Origin of the sequence: Kineococcus gurbantunggutensis (assembly GCF_050871925.1) — a bacterium.
Classification (GTDB): Bacteria; Actinomycetota; Actinomycetes; order Actinomycetales; family Kineococcaceae; genus Kineococcus.
The window spans coordinates 1-17,843 of the sequence record NZ_JBJLSG010000103.1 but is presented as its reverse complement, the minus strand read 5'-3'; the positions used below and the strand labels follow the sequence as shown (position 1 = coordinate 17,843).

Genomic DNA, 17,843 nt, shown 5'->3' with positions numbered 1-17,843 from the left:
CCCCCGCCCCCGCCCCGCCCCCCCCCCCCCCCCCCCCCCCCCCCACCCACCGCACCCACCCCGACAGCCCCCACGCCCCCCCCCCCCCCAGGGGGGTGGGGGAGGGGGAACTCCGCCGGGCGGCGCGGGCACCGTCGTCACGAAACGCTACGCAGCGGGTCCACGGGTTCACCGGCAGCGATGAACACCCCGGCCGGGCCGTGCGGGGACGATCTCGCCGTGCGGAAGGTGCTCCCCGGTGGTTACCTCGTGGGGCGTCATCGAGCAGAGGTGACCGATCCGGACGCCGGGGAGAGCCCCCGGCAGCGGTCGCCGCTCCACCCGCCAGCGGGTGACGGACCGCGCACCCGGGTCCCGACGAACGAGGAGTTCCCCGTGCTCAGTGCCATCATCTCCGCCATCGTCATCGGGCTGATCATCGGCGCGCTCGCGCGGCTGGTGCTGCCCGGACGGCAGAACATCTCGATCCTGCTGACGATCCTGGTCGGCATCGTCGCCGCGGTCATCGGCACGTTCCTGGCCAACGCGATCGGTGTCGCGACCACGAACGGCATCGACTGGATCGAACTGGTCCTCCAGGTCGCCGTGGCCGCCGTCGGCGTGACCGTCGTCGGTTCGCTGTCGGGCCGCCGCCGCTGAAACCCGCGCCCCGGGCGACCGGGGCCACCGGCGAAACCGGGCCCGTGAGGGCCGCCGGCGGGCCGGTCCCCCTCGGGGGACCGGCCCGCCGCCGCGTGCGGGCGCTTCAGCGCACGTGCACGTGCCGCAGCGCCGTCCACCGCTGCTGCGCCCGGCGGCGCAGCGGCCCGGCGGGCGGCAGCAGGTCCAGCCCGCACAGCCGTGCGGCGCGCTCGGCGACGGCGGGGACGTCGAGGTCGTCGGTGCGCAGGTGCTCGGCGAACTCAGGCCCGCGCAGCCGGTGCAGGCAGCGGTCGAGGTTCGCCAGGGCGAACGACTCCCCCGGCGCCCACCCGGTGCGGGCCGTGGCCGCGGCGAGCGGGCGCCCCAGGGAGCGTCCCCGCAGCCGGCGGCGCACCGTCTCCGGCCGGGCCAGCAGCGCGACGTGCCGCACGTCGGCGCCGCGCCGGCGCAGCTCCCCCACCGTCTGGTCCAGGTACTCCGGTTCCACCACCGTCATCGGCACCAGCACCGCGCCGTCCCGGTGCGCGTCGGCCAGCCCCAGCACCTCCACCACGCCGCTGCGCCAGGCGCGCAGGTCCTGGAAGTCCCCGCGCAGCGCCGGCGGCAGGGCCCGGTGCAGGCCGTAGCCGACCTGCTCGGGGTCGCACACGACGCTGCCGGGCAGCCTGCGGTGCAGCTCGTGCGCGACCTGCGTCTTGCCGCCGCCGAACGGCCCGTTGAGCCAGACGATCACGGCGTGCACGCTACGGCGCCGCGACCGGGGCGGGAACCCCGCGCCGGGCGGGCGGGGCGGAAAACCCTCCCGCGCCGGGCGGCGCGGGAGGACGATGGGTGCGGTGGCCGGACGGCACGGTGCCGTCCCCACGGGAGGAGGCCGCGGTGGAGCGGTCGGCGGCACTGGTGTCCCTGCTCCTGGGTGCGGCCCTGGTGGGCCTGGCACCGCCCGCCGCGGCGCGGGCGGGCTGCCCGGCCGGCTGGGGTTCGCTGCCCGAGGTCGCGCCGTCGGTGCGCCAGGGGGAGGTCGTGGGCGTGCGCACCGGCGCGCACGCCTGCTTCGACCGGTTCGTGGTCGACGTTGCCGGGCGCGGCGACGGGTACTTCGTGCGCTACGTCGACCAGGTGCGCTTCGACGGTTCCGGCGACGTGGTCCCGCTGCGCGGCGGGGCGAGGCTGGAGGTGGTCGTCGTGGAACCGGTCGCGGCCACCGACGCGTTCTTCCTGCCGGACGGGGAACCGGCCGACGTGCGCGGGTACCGCACGTTCCGGCAGGTGGCGTGGGCCGGTTCCTTCGAGGGCCAGACGACGTTCGGGCTGGGCGTGCGCGCCCGGTTGCCGTTCCGGGTGCTCACCCTGGACGGGCCGGGTGCCGGTTCGCGGCTCGTGGTGGACGTGGCGCACCGGTGGTGAGGGACCCGCCGCGCCGTCCCCTCCGGCGGCGCGGCGGGTGGGCTGCCGCCCGCGCTCAGTCTTCGTCGAGCTCGGGTTCGGGTTCGGTTGCGGGCCGGGGGTCGGGTTCGGGGTGCGCGGCGCCGTCGGCGGTGAACTCCCGCAGGGCCCGGAACGTCGGCGCCAGCGCCGTGGTCAGCGCCGCGAACACCGGGCGCAGGCGGGCGTGGACGGCGGCGTCGGCGCCGGGTTCGACGACCTCGCCGATGCGCACCTCGCGCCGGGAGGCCTCGAGCATGTCGAGGTTGCCCAGCGCGTGGTGGCCGACGAGGGCGGCGCCGAAGCTGGAACCCTCCTGCCCGCCGGCGGCGAAGGACAGCGGCCGGCCCAGGACGTCGGCGAGCACCTGCCGCCACAGCGCGCTGCGCGCGAAACCCCCGGTGGCGCGGATCTCGGTGATCTCCGAGCCGGCGTGCTCGACGGAGTCGGCGACGAGGGCGAGCTGCTGGCACACGCCCTCCAGCGCGGCGCGCACGACGTGCCGGCGGCCGTGCCGGCGCTGCAGGCCGACGACCACGCCGCTGGTCAGGGCGCTCCACTGCGGGGCCCGCTCGCTGAGCAGGTGCGGCAGCACCAGCAGCCCCTCGGCGCCGGCGGGCACCTGCGCGGCGAGGTCGAGCAGCGGTTCCTCCGGCACGTCGCCGAGCTCGCCGGCCACGAACGTCAGGTCGGGCACGAGGTTCTCGGCCAGCCAGCGCAGCACGACGCCGCCGTTGGTGGTGGCGCCGCCGACGACCCACAGGTCGTCGGTGAGGGAGTAGCAGAACGTGCGGCCCTCGGCGTCGACGCGGGGGGCGCGCGCGGCCACGCGCAGCGCGCCGGAGGTGCCGATGGACAGCGCGGCGGTGCCGGGCACGACGGCGCCCACGCCGAGGTTCGCCAGGGGCCCGTCGGCGCCGCCGGCGAACACCGGGGTGCGCTCGGGCAGGTCCAGCTCGGCGGCGGCGGCGGGGGTCAGGGTGCCGACCAGGCCGGTGACGGGCGCGACCGGCGGCAGCTGCACCGGGCTGACCCCGGCCACGCGCAGCGCCTGGCCGGACCAGTCGCCGGTGGCCAGGTCGAGCAGGCCGGTGGCGGAGGCGGTGGAGCGGTCGGTGACCCAGGTGCCCGTCAGGCGCCGCACGAGCAGGTCCTTGACCTGCACCCAGCGGCGGGCGGCGGCGAACAGCTCCGGCTCGTGCCGCTGCAGGTGCACGAGCTTGACCAGCGGGGACATCGGGTGCACGGGCGTGCCGGTGGCGCGGTGCAGGGCGCGGCCGAGGTCGGTGGGCCGCAGCTCCTCGGCCTCCTCGGTGGCGCGGGTGTCGGCCCAGGTGATGACCTGCGTCAGCAGCTCCCCGCCCGCGCCGACCCCGACGAGGGAGTGCATGGCGGAGGAGAAGGAGACGCCGGCCACGGTGCAGCCGGCGGCGCGGGCGCGGGCGGCGGCGTCGCGGGTGGCGCGCAGGGCGGCGGAGAGCACGTCCTCGGCGCCCAGCTCGACGTGCCCGGGGGCGGGTTCGCGCAGGGCGTACCCGGCGCCGGCCGCGGCGCGCTCGCGGCCGGCGGCGTCGAAGGCGACGACCTTGGTGGAGGTGGTGCCCAGGTCGACGCCGAGCACGACGGGGGTGCTGGTCCGGTTCACCGCTGCGGGTCTCCTCGCGTGGTCGGGTTCCTGCTCGGGTCTCGCCGGCCGGGCCCGGCCCGGCCGCTCGCTACAGCACGAGGCTGAGCAGCATGACGCAGGCCAGCGCGACGACGGACAGGACGCACTCCATGAGGCTCCAGGTGCGAAGCGTCTGACCGATCGTCATGCCGAAGTACTCCTTGATGAGCCAGAACCCGGCGTCGTTGACGTGCGAGAGGAACACCGAGCCGGCGCCGACGGCGAGCACCAGCAGCGCGTCGTGGGTGGGCGACAGGCCGCCGGCGATGGGGACCATGATGCCCGCGGCGGTCACGGTGGCCACCGTCGCCGAGCCGGTGGCCAGGCGCACGCACACGGCGATGACCCAGCCGGCCAGCAGCGGGGAGACGGGCAGGCCGTTGACCCCGGCGGCGATGACGTCGGCGACGCCGGAGTCCACCAGGGTCTGCTTGAACCCGCCGCCGGCGCCGACGATGAGCAGGATCGCGGCGATGGGGCCGAAGGAGCGCTCCACCTGCGTGCGCACGCCGGCCGGGTCGCGGCCGGCGCCCAGGCCGAACGTGAACAGCGACAGCAGCGCGGCGACGAGCAGCGCCACCAGGGAGCTGCCGAAGAACTCCAGCGCGTCGCGCAGCCGGCCCTCGGGCACGAACAGCTCGGCCAGGGAGCCCAGCAGCATGAGCACCACGGGCGTCAGGACGGTGGCGAGGGTGGTCGCGAAGCCCGGCCGCCTCGGGGCGCGCTCCTCGGAGGCGGCCGCCGGGTCCACCGCGGGCGCGTGGATCGGCACCATCCGCGCCATGCGGTTGGCCAGCACCGGCCCGGAGACGATGACGGTGGGCACCGCGACGAGCAGGCCCAGGCCCAGGGTGAGGCCGATGTTGGCGCCGAGGTAGTCGGCGGCGGTCAGCGGGCCGGGGTGCGGGGGCACCAGGGCGTGCAGCACGGACAGGCCCGCCAGGGCGGGGATGCCCACGCGGATCAGCGGGGCCTGCGAGCGCCGCGCCACGAGCATGACGACGGGGATGAGCAGGACGACGCCGACCTCGAAGAACAGCGGGATGCCGACGGTGAAGGCGATCAGGGCCATCGCCCAGGGCAGCTTGCGCTCGCTGGTGCGGGCCAGGACGGTGTCGACGATGGCGTCGGCGCCGCCGGAGTCGGTGAGCAGCTTGCCGATGAGGGCGCCCAGGGCGATGAGGACGCCGGTGGAGCCGATCGTGCTGCCCAGGCCCTTGGTGAAGGCGGTGAAGGTGTCGGCCAGCGGGGTCCCGGCGACCAGGGCCAGGGCGGCGGAGCCCAGCACCAGCGACAGGAACGGGTGGACCTTGGCCCAGGTGATGAGCAGGACGATGACGGCGACGCCGACGACGGCGGCCACCACCAGCTGGGTCTGTCCTGCGGTGGTCGCCGGCGCGGCGGCGCCGAGGGCCCCCGGCGCGGCGGCGCCGAGGAGGGCGGTGCTCATGCGGACTCCTTCGTCCCCGGCGGGGCCGGGTGCCGCGGCCCTGCGCCGCGGTGGTCGTGGTGGTGCGGACGCGCCGGGGCCTGCACCGGCGCGTCGATTGGTAGTACGTATCACCATTGGCGGGGCGGGGACAATGCGCGGGTGACCCGGACGAGCCCGCTGTGCGCCACGTCACCCCCGTGCGCGCGCCGCCGACGACGCCGGGGAACCCGCTGGTGACGCTCGGTGCGCCGACCCTGCACACCGGTGTGCTCGACGCGCTCGGCGGGGAGATCGCCGCCGGTGCGCTGCCCGCCGGTTCCGTGCTCGGCCTGGAACCCCTCGCCGAGCGCTTCGGCGTCTCGCGCACGGTCGTGCGCGAGGCGGTGCGCGTGCTGGAGTCGCTGGGGTTCGTCGAGACCCGCCGGCGCGTCGGCGTCACCGTGCAGGCCCGCGAGCGCTGGAACGTGCTCGACCCGCGCGTGGTGCGCTGGCGCCTGGGCGGGGCCGGGCGCGCCGAGCAGTGGCGCTCGCTGACCGCGCTGCGCGCCGGCGTCGAGCCCGTCGCCGCCGCCGCGGCCGCCCGCCGCGCCCGCCCCGAGCAGGCGCGGCGCCTGCTGGAGCTGGCCGAGGAGATGGAGCGCCTGGGCGCCGCCGGCGACCTGGCCGCCTTCGGCGAGGCCGACGTCGCCTTCCACGAGCTGGTGCTGCGCGCCAGCGGCAACGAGATGCTCGCCGCGCTGTCCGGCATGGTCGCCGAGGTGCTGCGCGGGCGCACCGAGCACCTGCTCATGCCCGAGCACCCCGAGCCCGCCGCGCGCGCCCTGCACGCCCGGGTGGCGCGCGCCGTGGCCGCGCGCGACTCCGCCGCGGCCGAGAGCGCGATGCGCGCGATCGTCGCCGAGGTGCAGACGGCGATCGAGGAGGCCACCGGGGACGGCTGAGCGGGGGGCGGGCGGCGCACCGGCCCCGCTCCCCCGCTCGTCCCCGCCGCACCCGCGGGTGCGGCGCCCTCAGACGCGGAAGGCGCCCACCGCGGCGCGCAGGCGCCCGGAGGTCTCGCGCAGCGCCTCCACGGAGGTGCGCACCTGCTCCAGGCTGGTGCGGTCCGAGGCGGAGGCGGAGGCCACGCCCGCCAGCACCCCGGCGATCTCGTGGGCCCCGCCGGCCGCGCCGGAGACCGTGCGGGCCAGCTCGCCGGTGGTGGCGGTCTGCTCCTCCACGGCGGCGGCGATGCTGGCCTGGTGGTCGTCGATGCGGGCGATGACCTCGGCGATGCGGCCGATGGTGGCGGTGGCGTCGTCGCTGCCGCGCTCGATGGCGGCGACCTTGCGGGTGATGTCCTCGGTGGCCCGGGCGGTCTGCTGCGCCAGCTCCTTGACCTCCCCGGCCACGACCGCGAAGCCCTTGCCCATCTCACCGGCGCGGGCGGCCTCGATGGTGGCGTTCAGCGCCAGCAGGTTGGTCTGCTCGGCGATCGCGGTGATGGTGCCGACGACGCTGGCGATGGCGCGGGTGGCCCCGCCGAGCTCGGCGACGGTGGCGCGGGTGGCCTCGGCGGCCTCCACGGCCTCGCGGGCCACCGCCGCCGACTGCGCCATGCCCGAGGAGATTTCGTTGATCGCGGCGCCCAGCTCGTCGGCGCCGGCGGCGATGGTGGCCACGTCGGAGGACACCGCGTCCGCCGAGCGGGCGGCGCGGTCGGCGTCGCCGGCGGTGCGCTGGTTGGCCTCGGCCAGGCCCTGCGCGCGCCCGGAGAGCTCGTCGGCCATCGCGGCGAGCTCGTGGGCGCCGCCGGCGACCTCGGCGACGGTGCGGCGGGTGGCGCCCACGGCCGCCGCCAGCGCCTCGGCCACCTCGCGGAACTCGTCGCCGCCGTCGACGACGGGCGCCACCGTCAGGTCGCCCCCGGCGACGCGGCGTAGCTCGTCGCGGCTGCGGCGCAGCGGGCCGACGACGCTGCGGGTGAGGACCACCAGCAGCAGGACGGTCAGCACGCAGGCCAGCGCCAGGGTGGTGAGCACCAGGGTGCGGCTGCGCTGCGCGGCGCGGTCGGCGGCGGTGGCGGCGGCGTCGGCGCGGGCGTCGACGGACGCGGTCAGCTCGTCGCTGAGGCCCAGCAGCGCCCCGTAGGCGTCGTAGCCGTTGCCGAGGATCTCCTCCTCGGCACCGCGCAGGTCGCCGGCCCGGTACAGCTCCACGGCGCGCTCGTCGGAGGTGAAGTACTCGTCCCACAGCGCGGTGAGCCGCCCGGTGAGCTCGCGCTCGTGCGCGGTCATCAGCTCCACCGGGGCGGCGTCGAGCGCCTCGCGCAGCTTCTCCTCGTCGGCGAGGAACCCGGCGCGGTTGCTCGAGGAGGGGTCGACCGCCCGGGCGGCCCCGAGGCGGTAGGAGTCCCAGGCGTAGGCGACCTGCCAGCCGCTGACGTCGGCGTTCCAGAAGCGCTGCTGCTCGACGAAGCGGACGAGCTGGCCGAGCCGCCGCTGCTCGTCCAGCGCGCTCGACTGGCCGGAGATGCCGGCCAGCGCGGCGGCGCCGGTGGCGAGCAGCAGGGCGAGCACCACGCCGAAGGCGAGGGCGAGGCGCGTGCCGACGCGCAGGCGGCGCAGCAGGGACGACATGGGCGGTGTCCTTCCGTGGACCCGTCGGGAGGGGGGAGGGGTTCCCGCTGACCCATCGGCACCGCGGGCCGCGCCCTGGAGCCCGGCGGGCAGGATGGCGGCGTGGACGGCGGTGCGGGCGGCGGCGGGGGCGCGGGCCCGGAGGGCGCCCTGCACCGCGCCGGGGCGCGCGCCGGGGAGGCGCTGGGGCTGGTGGTGCTGCCCGGCGCGGGGGTGGGGCTGGCCGCGCCCGGCGGGGCGCTGCCGCTGGCGGGGGACCCGGCCGCGCTCGTGGCGCACCTGGAGGAGCTGCTGCACCCGCGCTGGACGTGGTGGTCGGCGGCGGGCACCGCCGGCCCGCTGGTGGCCGCGGGCGTGCACCTGGCGCGCTGCCACGACGTGGCGGCCGCGCACCGCCTGCTGGCCGGCGGCGGGCGCGACGACCCCGGCGCGGCGTGGGCGGCGGCGCACGGGCTGCCCGAGCCGGCGGCGCCGGCGCCGGGGCGGGCCGCCGCGCACGGCACCGGCCTGCTGGACCTGGACGGCGCCCTGGAGGGCGGCTCCGGCCCGCTGGAGCGGGACGGGCGGCTGGCCGCCGGGTGGGTGGACGGGCGCGCGCTCGGCCCGGAGGTCGAGCCCGCCGAGCGGCTGCGGCGCGCGGCGCGCTGGGCGGAGCTGGCCCTGCGCACCGCCGCCGCGCAGCGGCGCGCGCTGGAGGGGGCGGCGGACCCGCGCCCGCGCCCGGCTCCCCCGGCGCTGGCGCTGCAGACGGCGTGGAGCGAGTCCGCCGCGGCGCTGCTGGCCGTGGAGCTGGAGGTCACCGGCCTGCCGGTGGACCGGGCCGTGGCCGAGGCGGTGGTGGCCGCGGAGGTGGGCCCGCGACCGCGGGGCCCGGCGGGCGAGGAGGCCGCCCGCGCCGCGCGCGACGCGCCCGTGCACGCCCTGCTGGGGCCGGTGGACCTGCGCAACCCCGCCGCCGTGCTGGCCGCGCTGCGCGGCCTGGGCTTCGACCTGCCCGACACCCGCGCCTGGCGGCTGGAACGGCTGCTCGGGGCGCACCCGGCGGTGGAGGCGCTGCTGCGCTGGCGTCGCGCGGAGCGCACCGCCACCACGTACGGCTACGCCTGGCTGGAGCGGCACGTGGGCGCCGACGGGCGGCTGCGCGGGGCGTGGTCGGCCTCCGACGGCGGCGCGGGGCGGATGACCGCGCAGGCCGGGCTGCACAGCCTGCCCGCCGAGCTGCGCCCGGCGGTGGCGGCCGAGCCGGGGCACGCGCTGGTGCGCGCGGACCTGGGGCAGGTCGAGCCGCGCGTGCTGGCCGCGGTCTCCGGCGACGCGGCCCTGGCCGCGGCCGCGCGCGAGGAGGACCTGTACGCGCCGGTGGCCGCGGCGCTGGGCGTGGACCGCCCCACCGCGAAGGTCGCGGTGCTGGCGGCGATGTACGGGCAGACCTCGGGGGCGGCCGGGGAGGCGCTGCGCCGCATGGAGCGCGCCTACCCGGTGGCGCTGGCGTTCCTGCGCGCGGCGGAGGAGGACGGGCGCGCCGGGCGGGACGTGCGCACCTGGGGCGGGCGGCGGGTGCGCACCGGCGGCGGGCGCGAGGCGCGGCCCGACCCGCCGGAGGAGGTGCTCGCCGCGCGCGGGCGCTTCGCGCGCAACGCCGTGGTGCAGGGCGCGGCCGCGGAGCTGTTCAAGGCGTGGGCGGCGACGGTGCGCGCGGGGCTGGCCGGCGCGGGCGCGGGCGGGCGCGTGGTGCTGTGCCTGCACGACGAGCTGCTGCTGCACGTGCCGCAGCGGGGCGCGGGCGCCGCGGCGGACCTGCTGCGCTCGGCGCTGGCGGACGCGGCGCGGCGCTGGGCGGGCGAGCGGGTGCGCTTCGTCGCCGACGTGGCCGTGGTGCGGCGCTGGTCGGAGGCGAAGTAGCGGGCCGCTGGCGCCGCGCGCGCGGCGGCGGGCAGGGTGGGGTGCGTGGCGACGCAGCTGACCAAGGGGTCCAACACCGAACTGCCCACCGCGCCGGTGCGGGCGGTGCTGAGCTGGGACGCCGGGCCGGGCGTGCCGGACGTCGACACCAGCGCGCTGCTGCTGACGGCGGCGGGCAGGGTGCGCTCCGACGACGACCTCGTCTTCTACAACCAGCCCGTCCACCCCTCCGGCGCGGTGCGGTACGGCCGCGACGGCGCGGTGGAGGTGGACCTGGCGGCGGTGGAGGCGCAGGTGGAGCGGGTGGTGCTGGCCGCCTCCGCGGACGGCGGCACGTTCGGGCAGGTGCCGGGCCTGCACCTGCGGGTGCTGGACGCCGCCGGGGCGGAGCTGGTGCGCTTCGACGTGCCGGAGGCGGGCGCGGAGACCGCGTTCGTGGCCGGGGAGCTGTACCGGCGCGCGGGCGCCTGGAAGCTGCGCGCGGTGGGCCAGGGCTACGACAGCGGCCTGGCGGGGCTGGCCACCGACTTCGGCATCACCGTCGACGACGAGCCCACGGCCCCCGCCGCACCGCCCGCCGCGCAACCGGCTCCGGCACCGGCTCCGGCACCGGCTCCGGCACCGGCGCGCACCCCGCTGAACCTGGACAAGGGCCGGGTCAGCCTGGAGAAGGGGCAGCGGGTGTCGCTGGTGAAGACCGGCGCGCCCCCGCTGGGCGCGGTCGTCCTCGGCCTGGGCTGGGACCCCGCCGCGGGCGGGCGGAACATCGACCTGGACGCCTCCTGCATCGCCTTCGACGCGCGCGGGAAGGACCTGGCCAAGGTGTGGTTCATGGGCAAGGAGGCCTTCCGCGGGGCGATCGTGCACAGCGGCGACAACCTCACCGGCGCCGGCGAGGGCGACGACGAGCAGATCCGGGTGCGCCTGGGCGACCTGCCCGCGGAGGTGCACGCCCTGGTGTTCACCATCAACTCCTTCGGCGGGCAGCGCTTCACGGCGGTGCGCCGCGCGTTCTGCCGCCTGCTCGACGACCGCGGCGCGGAACTGGTGCGCTACGAGCTCAGCGACACGCAGGACACCACCGCCGTGCTCATGGCCGCGGTGGTGCGCGACGGCGCCGCCTGGTCGATGCGGGCGCTGGGCGAGTTCCGCTCGGGCCGCACGGTGCGCAAGCTCGTCCAGCCGGCGCGCGAACTGCTCTTCGGGTAGGGGCCGCTCAGCCGCGCCGGCGGGCCAGCGCGCCGGCGCCGGCGACGCCCAGCGCGACCAGCAGGCCCGGCCCGGCGCCCAGGAGGTAGTTGCCGAACAGGTGCCCCAGCGCCACCGTCAGGACGGTCGCGACGACGAGGAACACGATGAACGTCACCGCGAGGTCGGCGACGCTGGTGGGCGCGGTGGCGGGCCGGGCGGTGCGGGTGCGGGACCGGGTGGACACGGCTCCTCCGGGACGGCTGTCGCGGGCGGGCCCCGTCTCCTCGAGGCGGCGGCCGTCGCGAGCGGCCGGTGCGACCACGGTAGGTGAGCTCAGCTCACCGGGCGAGCCGGCGCGGGCGGTGGCCGGCGGTCCCGGCGGTGCTGCGGCGCAACGCGGTCCGGGCCAGCGCCAGGACCGCCAGCACCGCGCCGGCGAGCACCAGCAGCGAGGTCGTCAGCCCCACCCCGGCGGCGTCGGCGGCGCCGATGCCCAGCACCGGCAGCGCCAGCCCCAGGTAGGCGACCAGGAACACCCCCGCGGCGGCCTGGCCGCGCGCGCCGGCCGGGGCCAGGGCGGTGGCCACGGCCAGCACGCCCTTGAGCAGCACGCCCGCGCCGGAGCCGGCGACGAGGCCGCCGGCCGCGAACAGCGCCGGCGAGGCGAGCAGGTCCCCGCCCGCCAGCGCGCCCACCCCGGCGGCGAGCAGCGCGGAACCGGCGCCGAGCTGGCGCTCGGCGGGCAGGCGGCCCAGCACCACCTGGCTGACGGCGGCCGCGGTGAACACCCCGGCCGAGGCCAGGCCGGTGAGCGCGGTGGAGGAGACCCCGGCCCGCGCCAGGAACGCCGGCGCCAGCGAGGTGAACAGCCCGAACACCGCGAACGCCGCGAACACCAGCGCGGCCAGCGCCGCCCACCGCCCGCGCGCGGCCGGCGGCACGGTCGAGCGCTGCGGGCGCCAGCGGTACGGGCCCGGGCGCGCGGGCACCGTCTCGGGGACCGCGGCCAGGGCGGCGGCGGCGCCGGCGAGCAGCACGAGGAACACCGCGTACGACGTCGTCAGCGGCGCGGGCGCGAACCGCGCCAGGAACCCCGCGGCGAGCGGGCCCAGCGCCAGGCCGCCGAAGTTGGCGGCGGTGGCCACGACGCCGGCGCGGGTGCCGGGCGCGCCGGGGCGGGCGGCGGCGTGCAGCTCGGCCAGGTGCGCGGTGGCGGTGGCGGTCAGCAGGCCCACCCCCAGGCCGGTGAGGACGCGGGCGGCGACCAGGACGGCCAGGCCGTGCCCGGCGGTCAGCAGCAGCACCGCGGCGGCCAGCTCCAGGGCCACGGCGGGCAGCAGGACCCGGCGCCGGCCCAGGTGGTCGGAGACGTGACCGGCCAGGTGCAGGCTCACGGCCACGCCCACGGCGTAGGCGGCGAACGCGACGGTCACCGCGGCCGTGGAGAACCCCTCGTGCGCGCGGTACAGCGACCACAGCGGGGTGGGCACGGTGGAGAAGGCCGTGCCCACGGCCAGGACGAGGGCGACGAGGACGAACCCCCGCCCGTGCGGGCGCGAGGCGCCGGCGGGACGGCGGGCGGGGCGGCGGTCGGGGCGGCGGTCGGTGCGGCGGTCGGGACGGTGGTCGGGACGGTGGCGGGTGGCGGTGCTCACGCCTGCGAGGGTGCGCCGCCGGTCCCCATCGGGTCCAGCGATGGTTCCCGAACGCTCCCATCTGCTTCGATGATGGCGTGGAGCTGCGTCACCTCGAGGTGTTCGTCGCCGTGGCCGAGCACGGCACCCTGACCGCGGCGGCGGCCTCCCTGCACCTGGTGCAGTCGGGGGTGAGCACGACGCTGCGCGCGCTGGAGCGCGAGCTGGGCGCGGCGCTGTTCACCCGCACCGCGCGCGCGGCGGTGCTCACCGACGCCGGGCGGGCGCTGCTGCCCGAGGCGCGCGCGGTGCTGGCCGCCGCCCAGCACGCCCGCGAGGTCGTGCGCGACGTGGAGGCGGGGCTGCGCGGGTCGCTGTCGGTGGGGAACCTGACCTCGATGCAGCTGGTGGACCTGCCGGGCCTGCTGGCCCGCTTCCAGGCCGCGCACCCGCTGGTGGTGGTGAGCGTGCGCGCGGTGCCCGACGGCTCGCGCGGGCTGCTGCGGGCGGTCGCGGCCGGCGAGCTGGACCTGGCGTTCGTCTCGCCCACCGGGCGCACCCCGCCCGGGGTGCGGCTGCACCCGCTGGCCGAGGCGCCGATGCAGCTGCTCGTGCCGGCCGGGCACCGGCTCGCCGGGCGGGGACCGGTGGACCTGGCCGAGGTGGCCGGCGAGCGCTGGGTCGACTCCCCCGAGGGCTTCGGCAACCGCGCCGTCGTCGACGGGGCGTTCGAGCGCGCGGGCGTGCGCCGGGCGGTGGGCCTGGAGCTGGTGGACGTCTCCTCGGTGCCGGAGTACGTCGCCGCCGGCCTGGGCGTGGGGTTCGTGCCCGGTTTCGTGCCGCGCGAGGAGGACCGCGTGGCGGTGGTGCCGCTGCGGGGCGAGGAGCTGCGCTGGCCGCTGTCGCTGGCGCGGGGCACCGCGCGCCCGCCGCGCCGGGCGGTGGCGGCCTTCGCCGAGGCCGTCGTGCGCGGCACCGCGCACCTGCGCGCGGGGACCGGCTGAGGCGGACCCCGCGGCGCGCCGCCGGGCGGCCCGCCCCGCGCGGGGTGCGGGCCGCCGGGCGCGCCGCTCAGTTCAGGGCGCGGGTGCCCTCGGGGATGCCGCCGCCGGCGTAGATCGCGCGGGCGGCGTCCTGCAGCGCGGTCAGCGCCACGCGCTGCGTCAGCGGGCCGTAGCTGATGCGCGCCACGCCCAGCTCGGTCAGGCGCGCGTGGTCCGGCACGCCGGGGAAGCCGATGACGCTGAGCTTGCCGCGGCCCAGGCCGGCGACGAGCTGCTGCACGTCGTCGTCGGTGAGGGCGCCGGGCACGAACACCGTCGTGGCGCCGGCCTCCAGGTAGGCCGTGCCGCGCTCGACGGCGTCGGCGATCACCTGCTCGCGCGGCCGGTCCCCGCCGCGCACGAACGCGTCGGTGCGGGCGTTGAGCACGAACGGCACGCCCTCGGCCTCGCCGGCGGCCACGACGTCCTGCACGACGCGCACCGACTCGGCCAGCGGGCGCAGCTGGTCCTCGACGTTGGCGCCGACGACGCCGACGCCGATGGCCCGGCGCACCGTCTCGCGGGCGTTGCCGAAACCGCCGTCGAGGTCGGCGGTCACCGGCAGGTCCCCGGCGGCCACGACGATGCGCTCGACCATGCCCAGCGCGAGGTCCAGCGGGATCTGCTCGCCGTCGGCGTAGCCGAACGTCGAGGCGATGGAGTGCCCGGCCGTGGCCAGGGCCCTCGTGGCCGGTTCGCCGGCGACGACGGTCGCGCTGACGGCGTCCCAGACGTTGACGAGGACGAGGAGCTCGGGGTCGGTGTGCAGGCGGCGCAGCTCGGCGGCCTTCTGTGCGGGGTCCACGACCCGACCCTGCCACGGCCCGCGCCCGCGCGGCAGCCCCGGGCCCGCACGTGCCGGGCCCGGGACCGCGCGGGGTCACGCCGCCGCACCCCGCACGGCCGGCGCACCCGGGGTGCTGCCGCACACGGCGCTCACGGCCTCCAGCGGGCCCGCCTCCAGGGCCTCCAGCGCGTCGTGCAGCTCCCGGTGCAGGCACACGCTGTCGCCGAAGCTGGCGAACACGTCGCGCTGGTGCAGCAGCCGCCCCGGGTCGGTGCCGCCGGCGAGGGCCGCCGCGGTCAGCCGGTCGGCGTGCGCGTCCTGCACGTCGATCGGCTCGCCGGCGTAGTCGACGCCGCGCAGGTAGCGCAGCCACGTCGCCAGCGCCAGCACGAGGTGCCGGCGCGGGCGGTTCTGGTCCACCGCCTGGCGCAGCGAGGGCAGCAGGTACTCGGGGACCTTGGTGCTGCCGCGCCGGCACAGCCGGGTGAGCTGGTCGCCCACGCGCGGGTTGGAGAAGCGCTCCAGCAGCGTGGCGCAGTAGCCCTGCAGGTCGATGCCGGGCACGTCCAGCAGCAGCGCGGAGGCCTCGGCCAGGAAGCCCTCGACGTGGGCGCGCACCCGGGGGTCGGCCATCGCCTCGTCGGTGGTGCGGAAGTCGGCCAGCGACCCCAGGTACCCCAGGGCGCAGTGCGCGCCGTTGAGCAGGCGCGTCTTCATGACCTCGTACGGCAGGACGTCCTCGGCGAACTGCACGCCCACCCGCTCCAGCGCCGGGCGGCCGGCGCAGAAGGAGTCCTCCACCACCCACTGCGAGAACGGCTCGGTGACCACCGGCCAGCGGTCGCGCAACCCGTACCGGCGCGCGAGCTCCTCGCGGTCCTCCGGCGAGGTCTCCGGGGTGATGCGGTCCACCATGCTGCTGGGGAAGGCGACCTCCGCGGCGATCCAGTCCGCCAGCTGCGCGTCGCGCAGGTGGGCGGTGGCCAGCACCGCCTCGCGGGTGCGGGCGCCGTTGTGCTGCACGTTGTCGCAGGACAGGACCGTGAACGGGCCGGTGCCGCGCCGCCGGCGCCGGTCCAGCGCCTCCACGAGGTAGCCGAACGCCGTGCCCGGCGCGTGCGGCCGCTCGACGTCGGCGGCCACCTCGGGCACCGAGGGGTCCACGCCGTCGTCGGCCGGGTAGGCGGTACCGGTGATCGTCAGGGTGACCAGGCGGGTGCGCGGGTCGGCCAGCCGCTCCAGCACGGCCTCCGGGTCGTCGGGGGCGTACAGGTAGTCGACGAGGACCCCCACCACGCGCACCTCGTCGTGCTCCGCGCCGCGCACGACGACGCTGTAGAGGTTGTCCTGCGGGGCCAGGGCGTCGCGCATCCGGGAGCTGTGCAGGCCGACGCCCACCACGCCCCAGCCGGTCTCGCCGCGGCGGGCCAGGTCGTCGAGGTACACCGCCTGGTGGGCCCGGTGGAAACCGCCGACGCCCAGGTGCACGACGAAGGGCACCAGCGCGGAGCGGTCGTAGCCGGGGGCGGCGACACCGGGCGGCGGGGAACCGGCGACGGCCGGCGACAGCGGGGCGGGCGGGGCGGGGGTGTCCTGGTGGTCCACGGTGTCCTCCGGGGAGGGCGGCCTGGACGGCGGTCGCCGCCCGCGACCGCGGGTCGGCGGCCCAGCGTTTCGACCGCACCGTGGACCTACCCGCTGCGCGCGCCCCCGAAACCGCCTCAGGGGCGCGGGTCGGTGCGCTCCCAGCGCCGCCCGCCGCGCTGGCGGCGCGGCGTGGTGGCCGCCGTGCACTTCGGGCACACCCACCGCACCGCGTCGGCGCTGCCGCCGGTGACCGGGTCGGCGTCGGCGAAGTCCACGTGCGGGAAGCGCGCCAGCCCCGCCCGGCGCAGCGGCACCCCGCACGCCGTCTGGTTCTGCCCCGGCTCCCAGGCGTGCACCTCGCCGGCCGGCAGCCTGCTGCCCTCCCCGGGGTCGTACGTCCCGCTGGCCGCCACCTTCACCGCGCACCTCCGCGCCTCGCCCCGCGGCCCCGGTTCGACCGTCCGCCGAGCCTAGCCAGCCGGCGCGCCGGGCACCGGGCGGCGGTGGCGGGGTGCACCGGCCCGGGGCCGAGACCCCGGACGCGCTGCGCAGCGCGGACCGGCCGGCCGCGCTGGTGCGCGGGACGGGGTTCCCCGAGGTGGGGGTGCGGCGCACCGCCGGGGCGCCGGCGGAACCGCTCGCCAGGACCCCGGGGGCACCGCCGGTGCTCCCCGGCACCGGGAGCGTCCCGGCCCGCTGGGGGCCGGGGCGCCCCGCGGCGTCAACCGCGCGGTTCCCGCTCCCCCGTGGGCGGGTCCTCCTCGCGGTGGGACGGGTCGGCCTCGCCGGAGGCGTGGTCGAGGGTGTTGCCGCCGCCCGACGACGCCGGGGTGTCGCGGCCGATCCCCTGGGGGTGGTGCGGGGACGAGGCGCCCGGGGCGGACGAGCCGGCGGACGAGATCCGTTGCAGCACAAGCGAACCCCCACCGGGCGGGTGGTCCGCGCAGCGGCGCGGCGCCCCGCCCGCCGGCCCCGGCCACCGCGAGCGGGACCCGGCGGACACCGCGGACACCGCCGCGCCGAGGGGCTGGCGGGTCGCGGGCGGGGCGGGGGCCGTCGCGGAGCGGGGGGCGGAGCGGGTCGTCACGGGTGGTCCTGACGTCCGTGCCGGCGGGCGGCCCGCCGGCGGGCGGCCCGGCACGGTTGCAGACCTGAGGGGTCCATGGTGTCCGTCGCGGACCGCCGCGGCAAGCCCCGCGCGATCGGCACGTGTGAACGGCCGCCCACGGGGAAGGGGAGGGACGACGACCGAAGTCCCGACCCGGAGGTACCCGTGAGCAGCAGCGACAACCGCTACGTCACCCAGGCCGTGCACGACCTCGCCTCGGCCCTGTGGTTCGGTGGCTCCGTGATGGGCGTGGCCGGCGTGAACAAGTCCGGCAGCGACCTGACGTCCGGCTCCGACCGCATCCGCGTGGCCGCCTCGGCGTGGTCGCGCTTCCAGCCCGTGCAGTGGGGCGGCATCGCGACCGTGCTGGTCACCGGTTCCAAGCTCACCGCGGCCAGCAGCAACCGCATCGCCGCGCAGAAGGGCTACGGCAGCGTCGGCGCGCTGAAGATCGGCTTCGTCGTCGGCGGCGCCCTGGCCACCGCCTACTCCGCCTACGCCGGCAAGAAGATCGCCGCGGCCGCGGAGGCCGCCGAGCAGCGCGGGGAGCCGGTGAGCGTCAAGGACGCCACCATCCCCTCCGCGACCACCCCGGCCGACCTGGCCGCGTGGCAGAAGAAGCAGCGCGTCGCGCAGTTCACCGTGCCCTTCTTCGCCGGCGGCAACATCTTCTGCAACGCCTACCTGACGCAGTCCTACCGCCTCGGGCAGACCGCCAAGGGCGTCATCGCCCGCCTCAACCCGGCCTCCTGAGCCGACCGGGCCCCCGGCGCGACGGAGCCCCGCACCCCCGGTCGGGGTGCGGGGC

The 17,843-nt window shown here is 78.3% G+C and carries 16 protein-coding genes; 7 read left to right on the top strand and 9 right to left on the bottom strand.

Going from position 1 to position 17,843, the window contains the following annotated elements:
* The first annotated feature begins 375 nt into the window (after positions 1–375).
* Positions 376–639: a GlsB/YeaQ/YmgE family stress response membrane protein gene (locus ACRYR7_RS17350; protein ID WP_432573362.1), complete on the top strand. Its 264-nt coding sequence runs from the start codon at positions 376–378 to the stop codon at positions 637–639.
* Between the two features lie 106 nt (positions 640–745).
* Here ACRYR7_RS17350 and ACRYR7_RS17345 read toward each other — a convergent pair whose 3' ends face one another.
* On the bottom strand, positions 746–1,375 hold the full coding sequence (locus ACRYR7_RS17345; RefSeq protein WP_432573361.1) for an AAA family ATPase: 630 nt from the start codon (positions 1,373–1,375) through the stop codon (positions 746–748).
* Between the two features lie 146 nt (positions 1,376–1,521).
* On the opposite strand from ACRYR7_RS17345, the gene ACRYR7_RS17340 reads away from it, so the two are divergent.
* Positions 1,522–2,049 carry an AMIN-like domain-containing (lipo)protein gene (locus ACRYR7_RS17340; protein WP_432573360.1) on the top strand — a complete coding sequence of 176 codons (528 nt, stop codon included), beginning with the start codon at positions 1,522–1,524 and terminating at the stop codon, positions 2,047–2,049.
* Between the two features lie 55 nt (positions 2,050–2,104).
* On the opposite strand, the gene ACRYR7_RS17335 is transcribed toward ACRYR7_RS17340, so the two are convergent.
* A complete protein-coding gene (locus ACRYR7_RS17335; RefSeq protein WP_432573359.1) occupies positions 2,105–3,712 on the bottom strand; it encodes a gluconokinase in 1,608 nt (535 codons plus the stop codon).
* A 70-nt stretch (positions 3,713–3,782) separates the two neighbouring features.
* Entirely contained in the window at positions 3,783–5,183 is a 1,401-nt protein-coding gene (locus ACRYR7_RS17330; RefSeq protein ID WP_432573358.1) for a GntT/GntP/DsdX family permease, read from the bottom strand.
* A 161-nt stretch (positions 5,184–5,344) separates the two neighbouring features.
* Between ACRYR7_RS17330 and ACRYR7_RS17325 the strand changes: the two genes are divergently transcribed.
* Positions 5,345–6,106 carry a FadR/GntR family transcriptional regulator gene (locus ACRYR7_RS17325; RefSeq protein WP_432573357.1) on the top strand — a complete coding sequence of 254 codons (762 nt, stop codon included), beginning with the start codon at positions 5,345–5,347 and terminating at the stop codon, positions 6,104–6,106.
* 69 nt (positions 6,107–6,175) lie between these two features.
* Here ACRYR7_RS17325 and ACRYR7_RS17320 read toward each other — a convergent pair whose 3' ends face one another.
* Entirely contained in the window at positions 6,176–7,783 is a 1,608-nt protein-coding gene (locus ACRYR7_RS17320) for a methyl-accepting chemotaxis protein (protein ID WP_432573356.1), read from the bottom strand.
* A gap of 102 nt (positions 7,784–7,885) precedes the next feature.
* Here ACRYR7_RS17320 and ACRYR7_RS17315 point away from each other — a divergent pair, with 102 nt between their 5' ends.
* Both ACRYR7_RS17315 and ACRYR7_RS17310 read left to right on the top strand, forming a co-directional pair.
* Complete coding sequence (locus tag ACRYR7_RS17315) at positions 7,886–9,685, top strand: DNA polymerase (protein ID WP_432573355.1); 1,800 nt, start codon at positions 7,886–7,888, stop codon at positions 9,683–9,685.
* A gap of 45 nt (positions 9,686–9,730) precedes the next feature.
* Entirely contained in the window at positions 9,731–10,894 is a 1,164-nt protein-coding gene (locus tag ACRYR7_RS17310; RefSeq protein ID WP_432573353.1) for a TerD family protein, read from the top strand.
* Between the two features lie 7 nt (positions 10,895–10,901).
* On the opposite strand, the gene ACRYR7_RS17305 is transcribed toward ACRYR7_RS17310, so the two are convergent.
* On the bottom strand, positions 10,902–11,120 hold the full coding sequence (locus ACRYR7_RS17305) for a hypothetical protein (protein WP_432573352.1): 219 nt from the start codon (positions 11,118–11,120) through the stop codon (positions 10,902–10,904).
* A gap of 94 nt (positions 11,121–11,214) precedes the next feature.
* Entirely contained in the window at positions 11,215–12,531 is a 1,317-nt protein-coding gene (locus tag ACRYR7_RS17300; protein WP_432573351.1) for an MFS transporter, read from the bottom strand.
* 77 nt (positions 12,532–12,608) lie between these two features.
* On the opposite strand from ACRYR7_RS17300, the gene ACRYR7_RS17295 reads away from it, so the two are divergent.
* Positions 12,609–13,514, top strand: coding sequence for a LysR family transcriptional regulator (locus ACRYR7_RS17295; RefSeq protein ID WP_432573350.1), 906 nt, complete (start codon positions 12,609–12,611; stop codon positions 13,512–13,514).
* 67 nt (positions 13,515–13,581) lie between these two features.
* Here the strand turns inward: ACRYR7_RS17295 and ACRYR7_RS17290 are convergent, their stop codons facing one another.
* The 3 genes from ACRYR7_RS17290 to ACRYR7_RS17280 all read right to left on the bottom strand — a co-directional run bounded on the left by ACRYR7_RS17290 (position 13,582) and on the right by ACRYR7_RS17280 (position 16,346).
* A complete protein-coding gene (locus ACRYR7_RS17290; protein WP_432573349.1) occupies positions 13,582–14,358 on the bottom strand; it encodes an isocitrate lyase/PEP mutase family protein in 777 nt (258 codons plus the stop codon).
* 75 nt (positions 14,359–14,433) lie between these two features.
* Positions 14,434–15,945 (bottom strand): mannitol dehydrogenase family protein, encoded by a 1,512-nt coding sequence (locus ACRYR7_RS17285; protein WP_432573348.1) that lies wholly within the window; start codon positions 15,943–15,945, stop codon positions 14,434–14,436.
* Positions 15,946–16,061: 116 nt separating this feature from the next.
* Positions 16,062–16,346, bottom strand: coding sequence for a hypothetical protein (locus ACRYR7_RS17280; protein WP_166611673.1), 285 nt, complete (start codon positions 16,344–16,346; stop codon positions 16,062–16,064).
* 854 nt (positions 16,347–17,200) lie between these two features.
* On the opposite strand from ACRYR7_RS17280, the gene ACRYR7_RS17275 reads away from it, so the two are divergent.
* Positions 17,201–17,788 (top strand): hypothetical protein, encoded by a 588-nt coding sequence (locus ACRYR7_RS17275; protein ID WP_432573363.1) that lies wholly within the window; start codon positions 17,201–17,203, stop codon positions 17,786–17,788.
* Positions 17,789–17,843 lie beyond the last annotated feature (55 nt).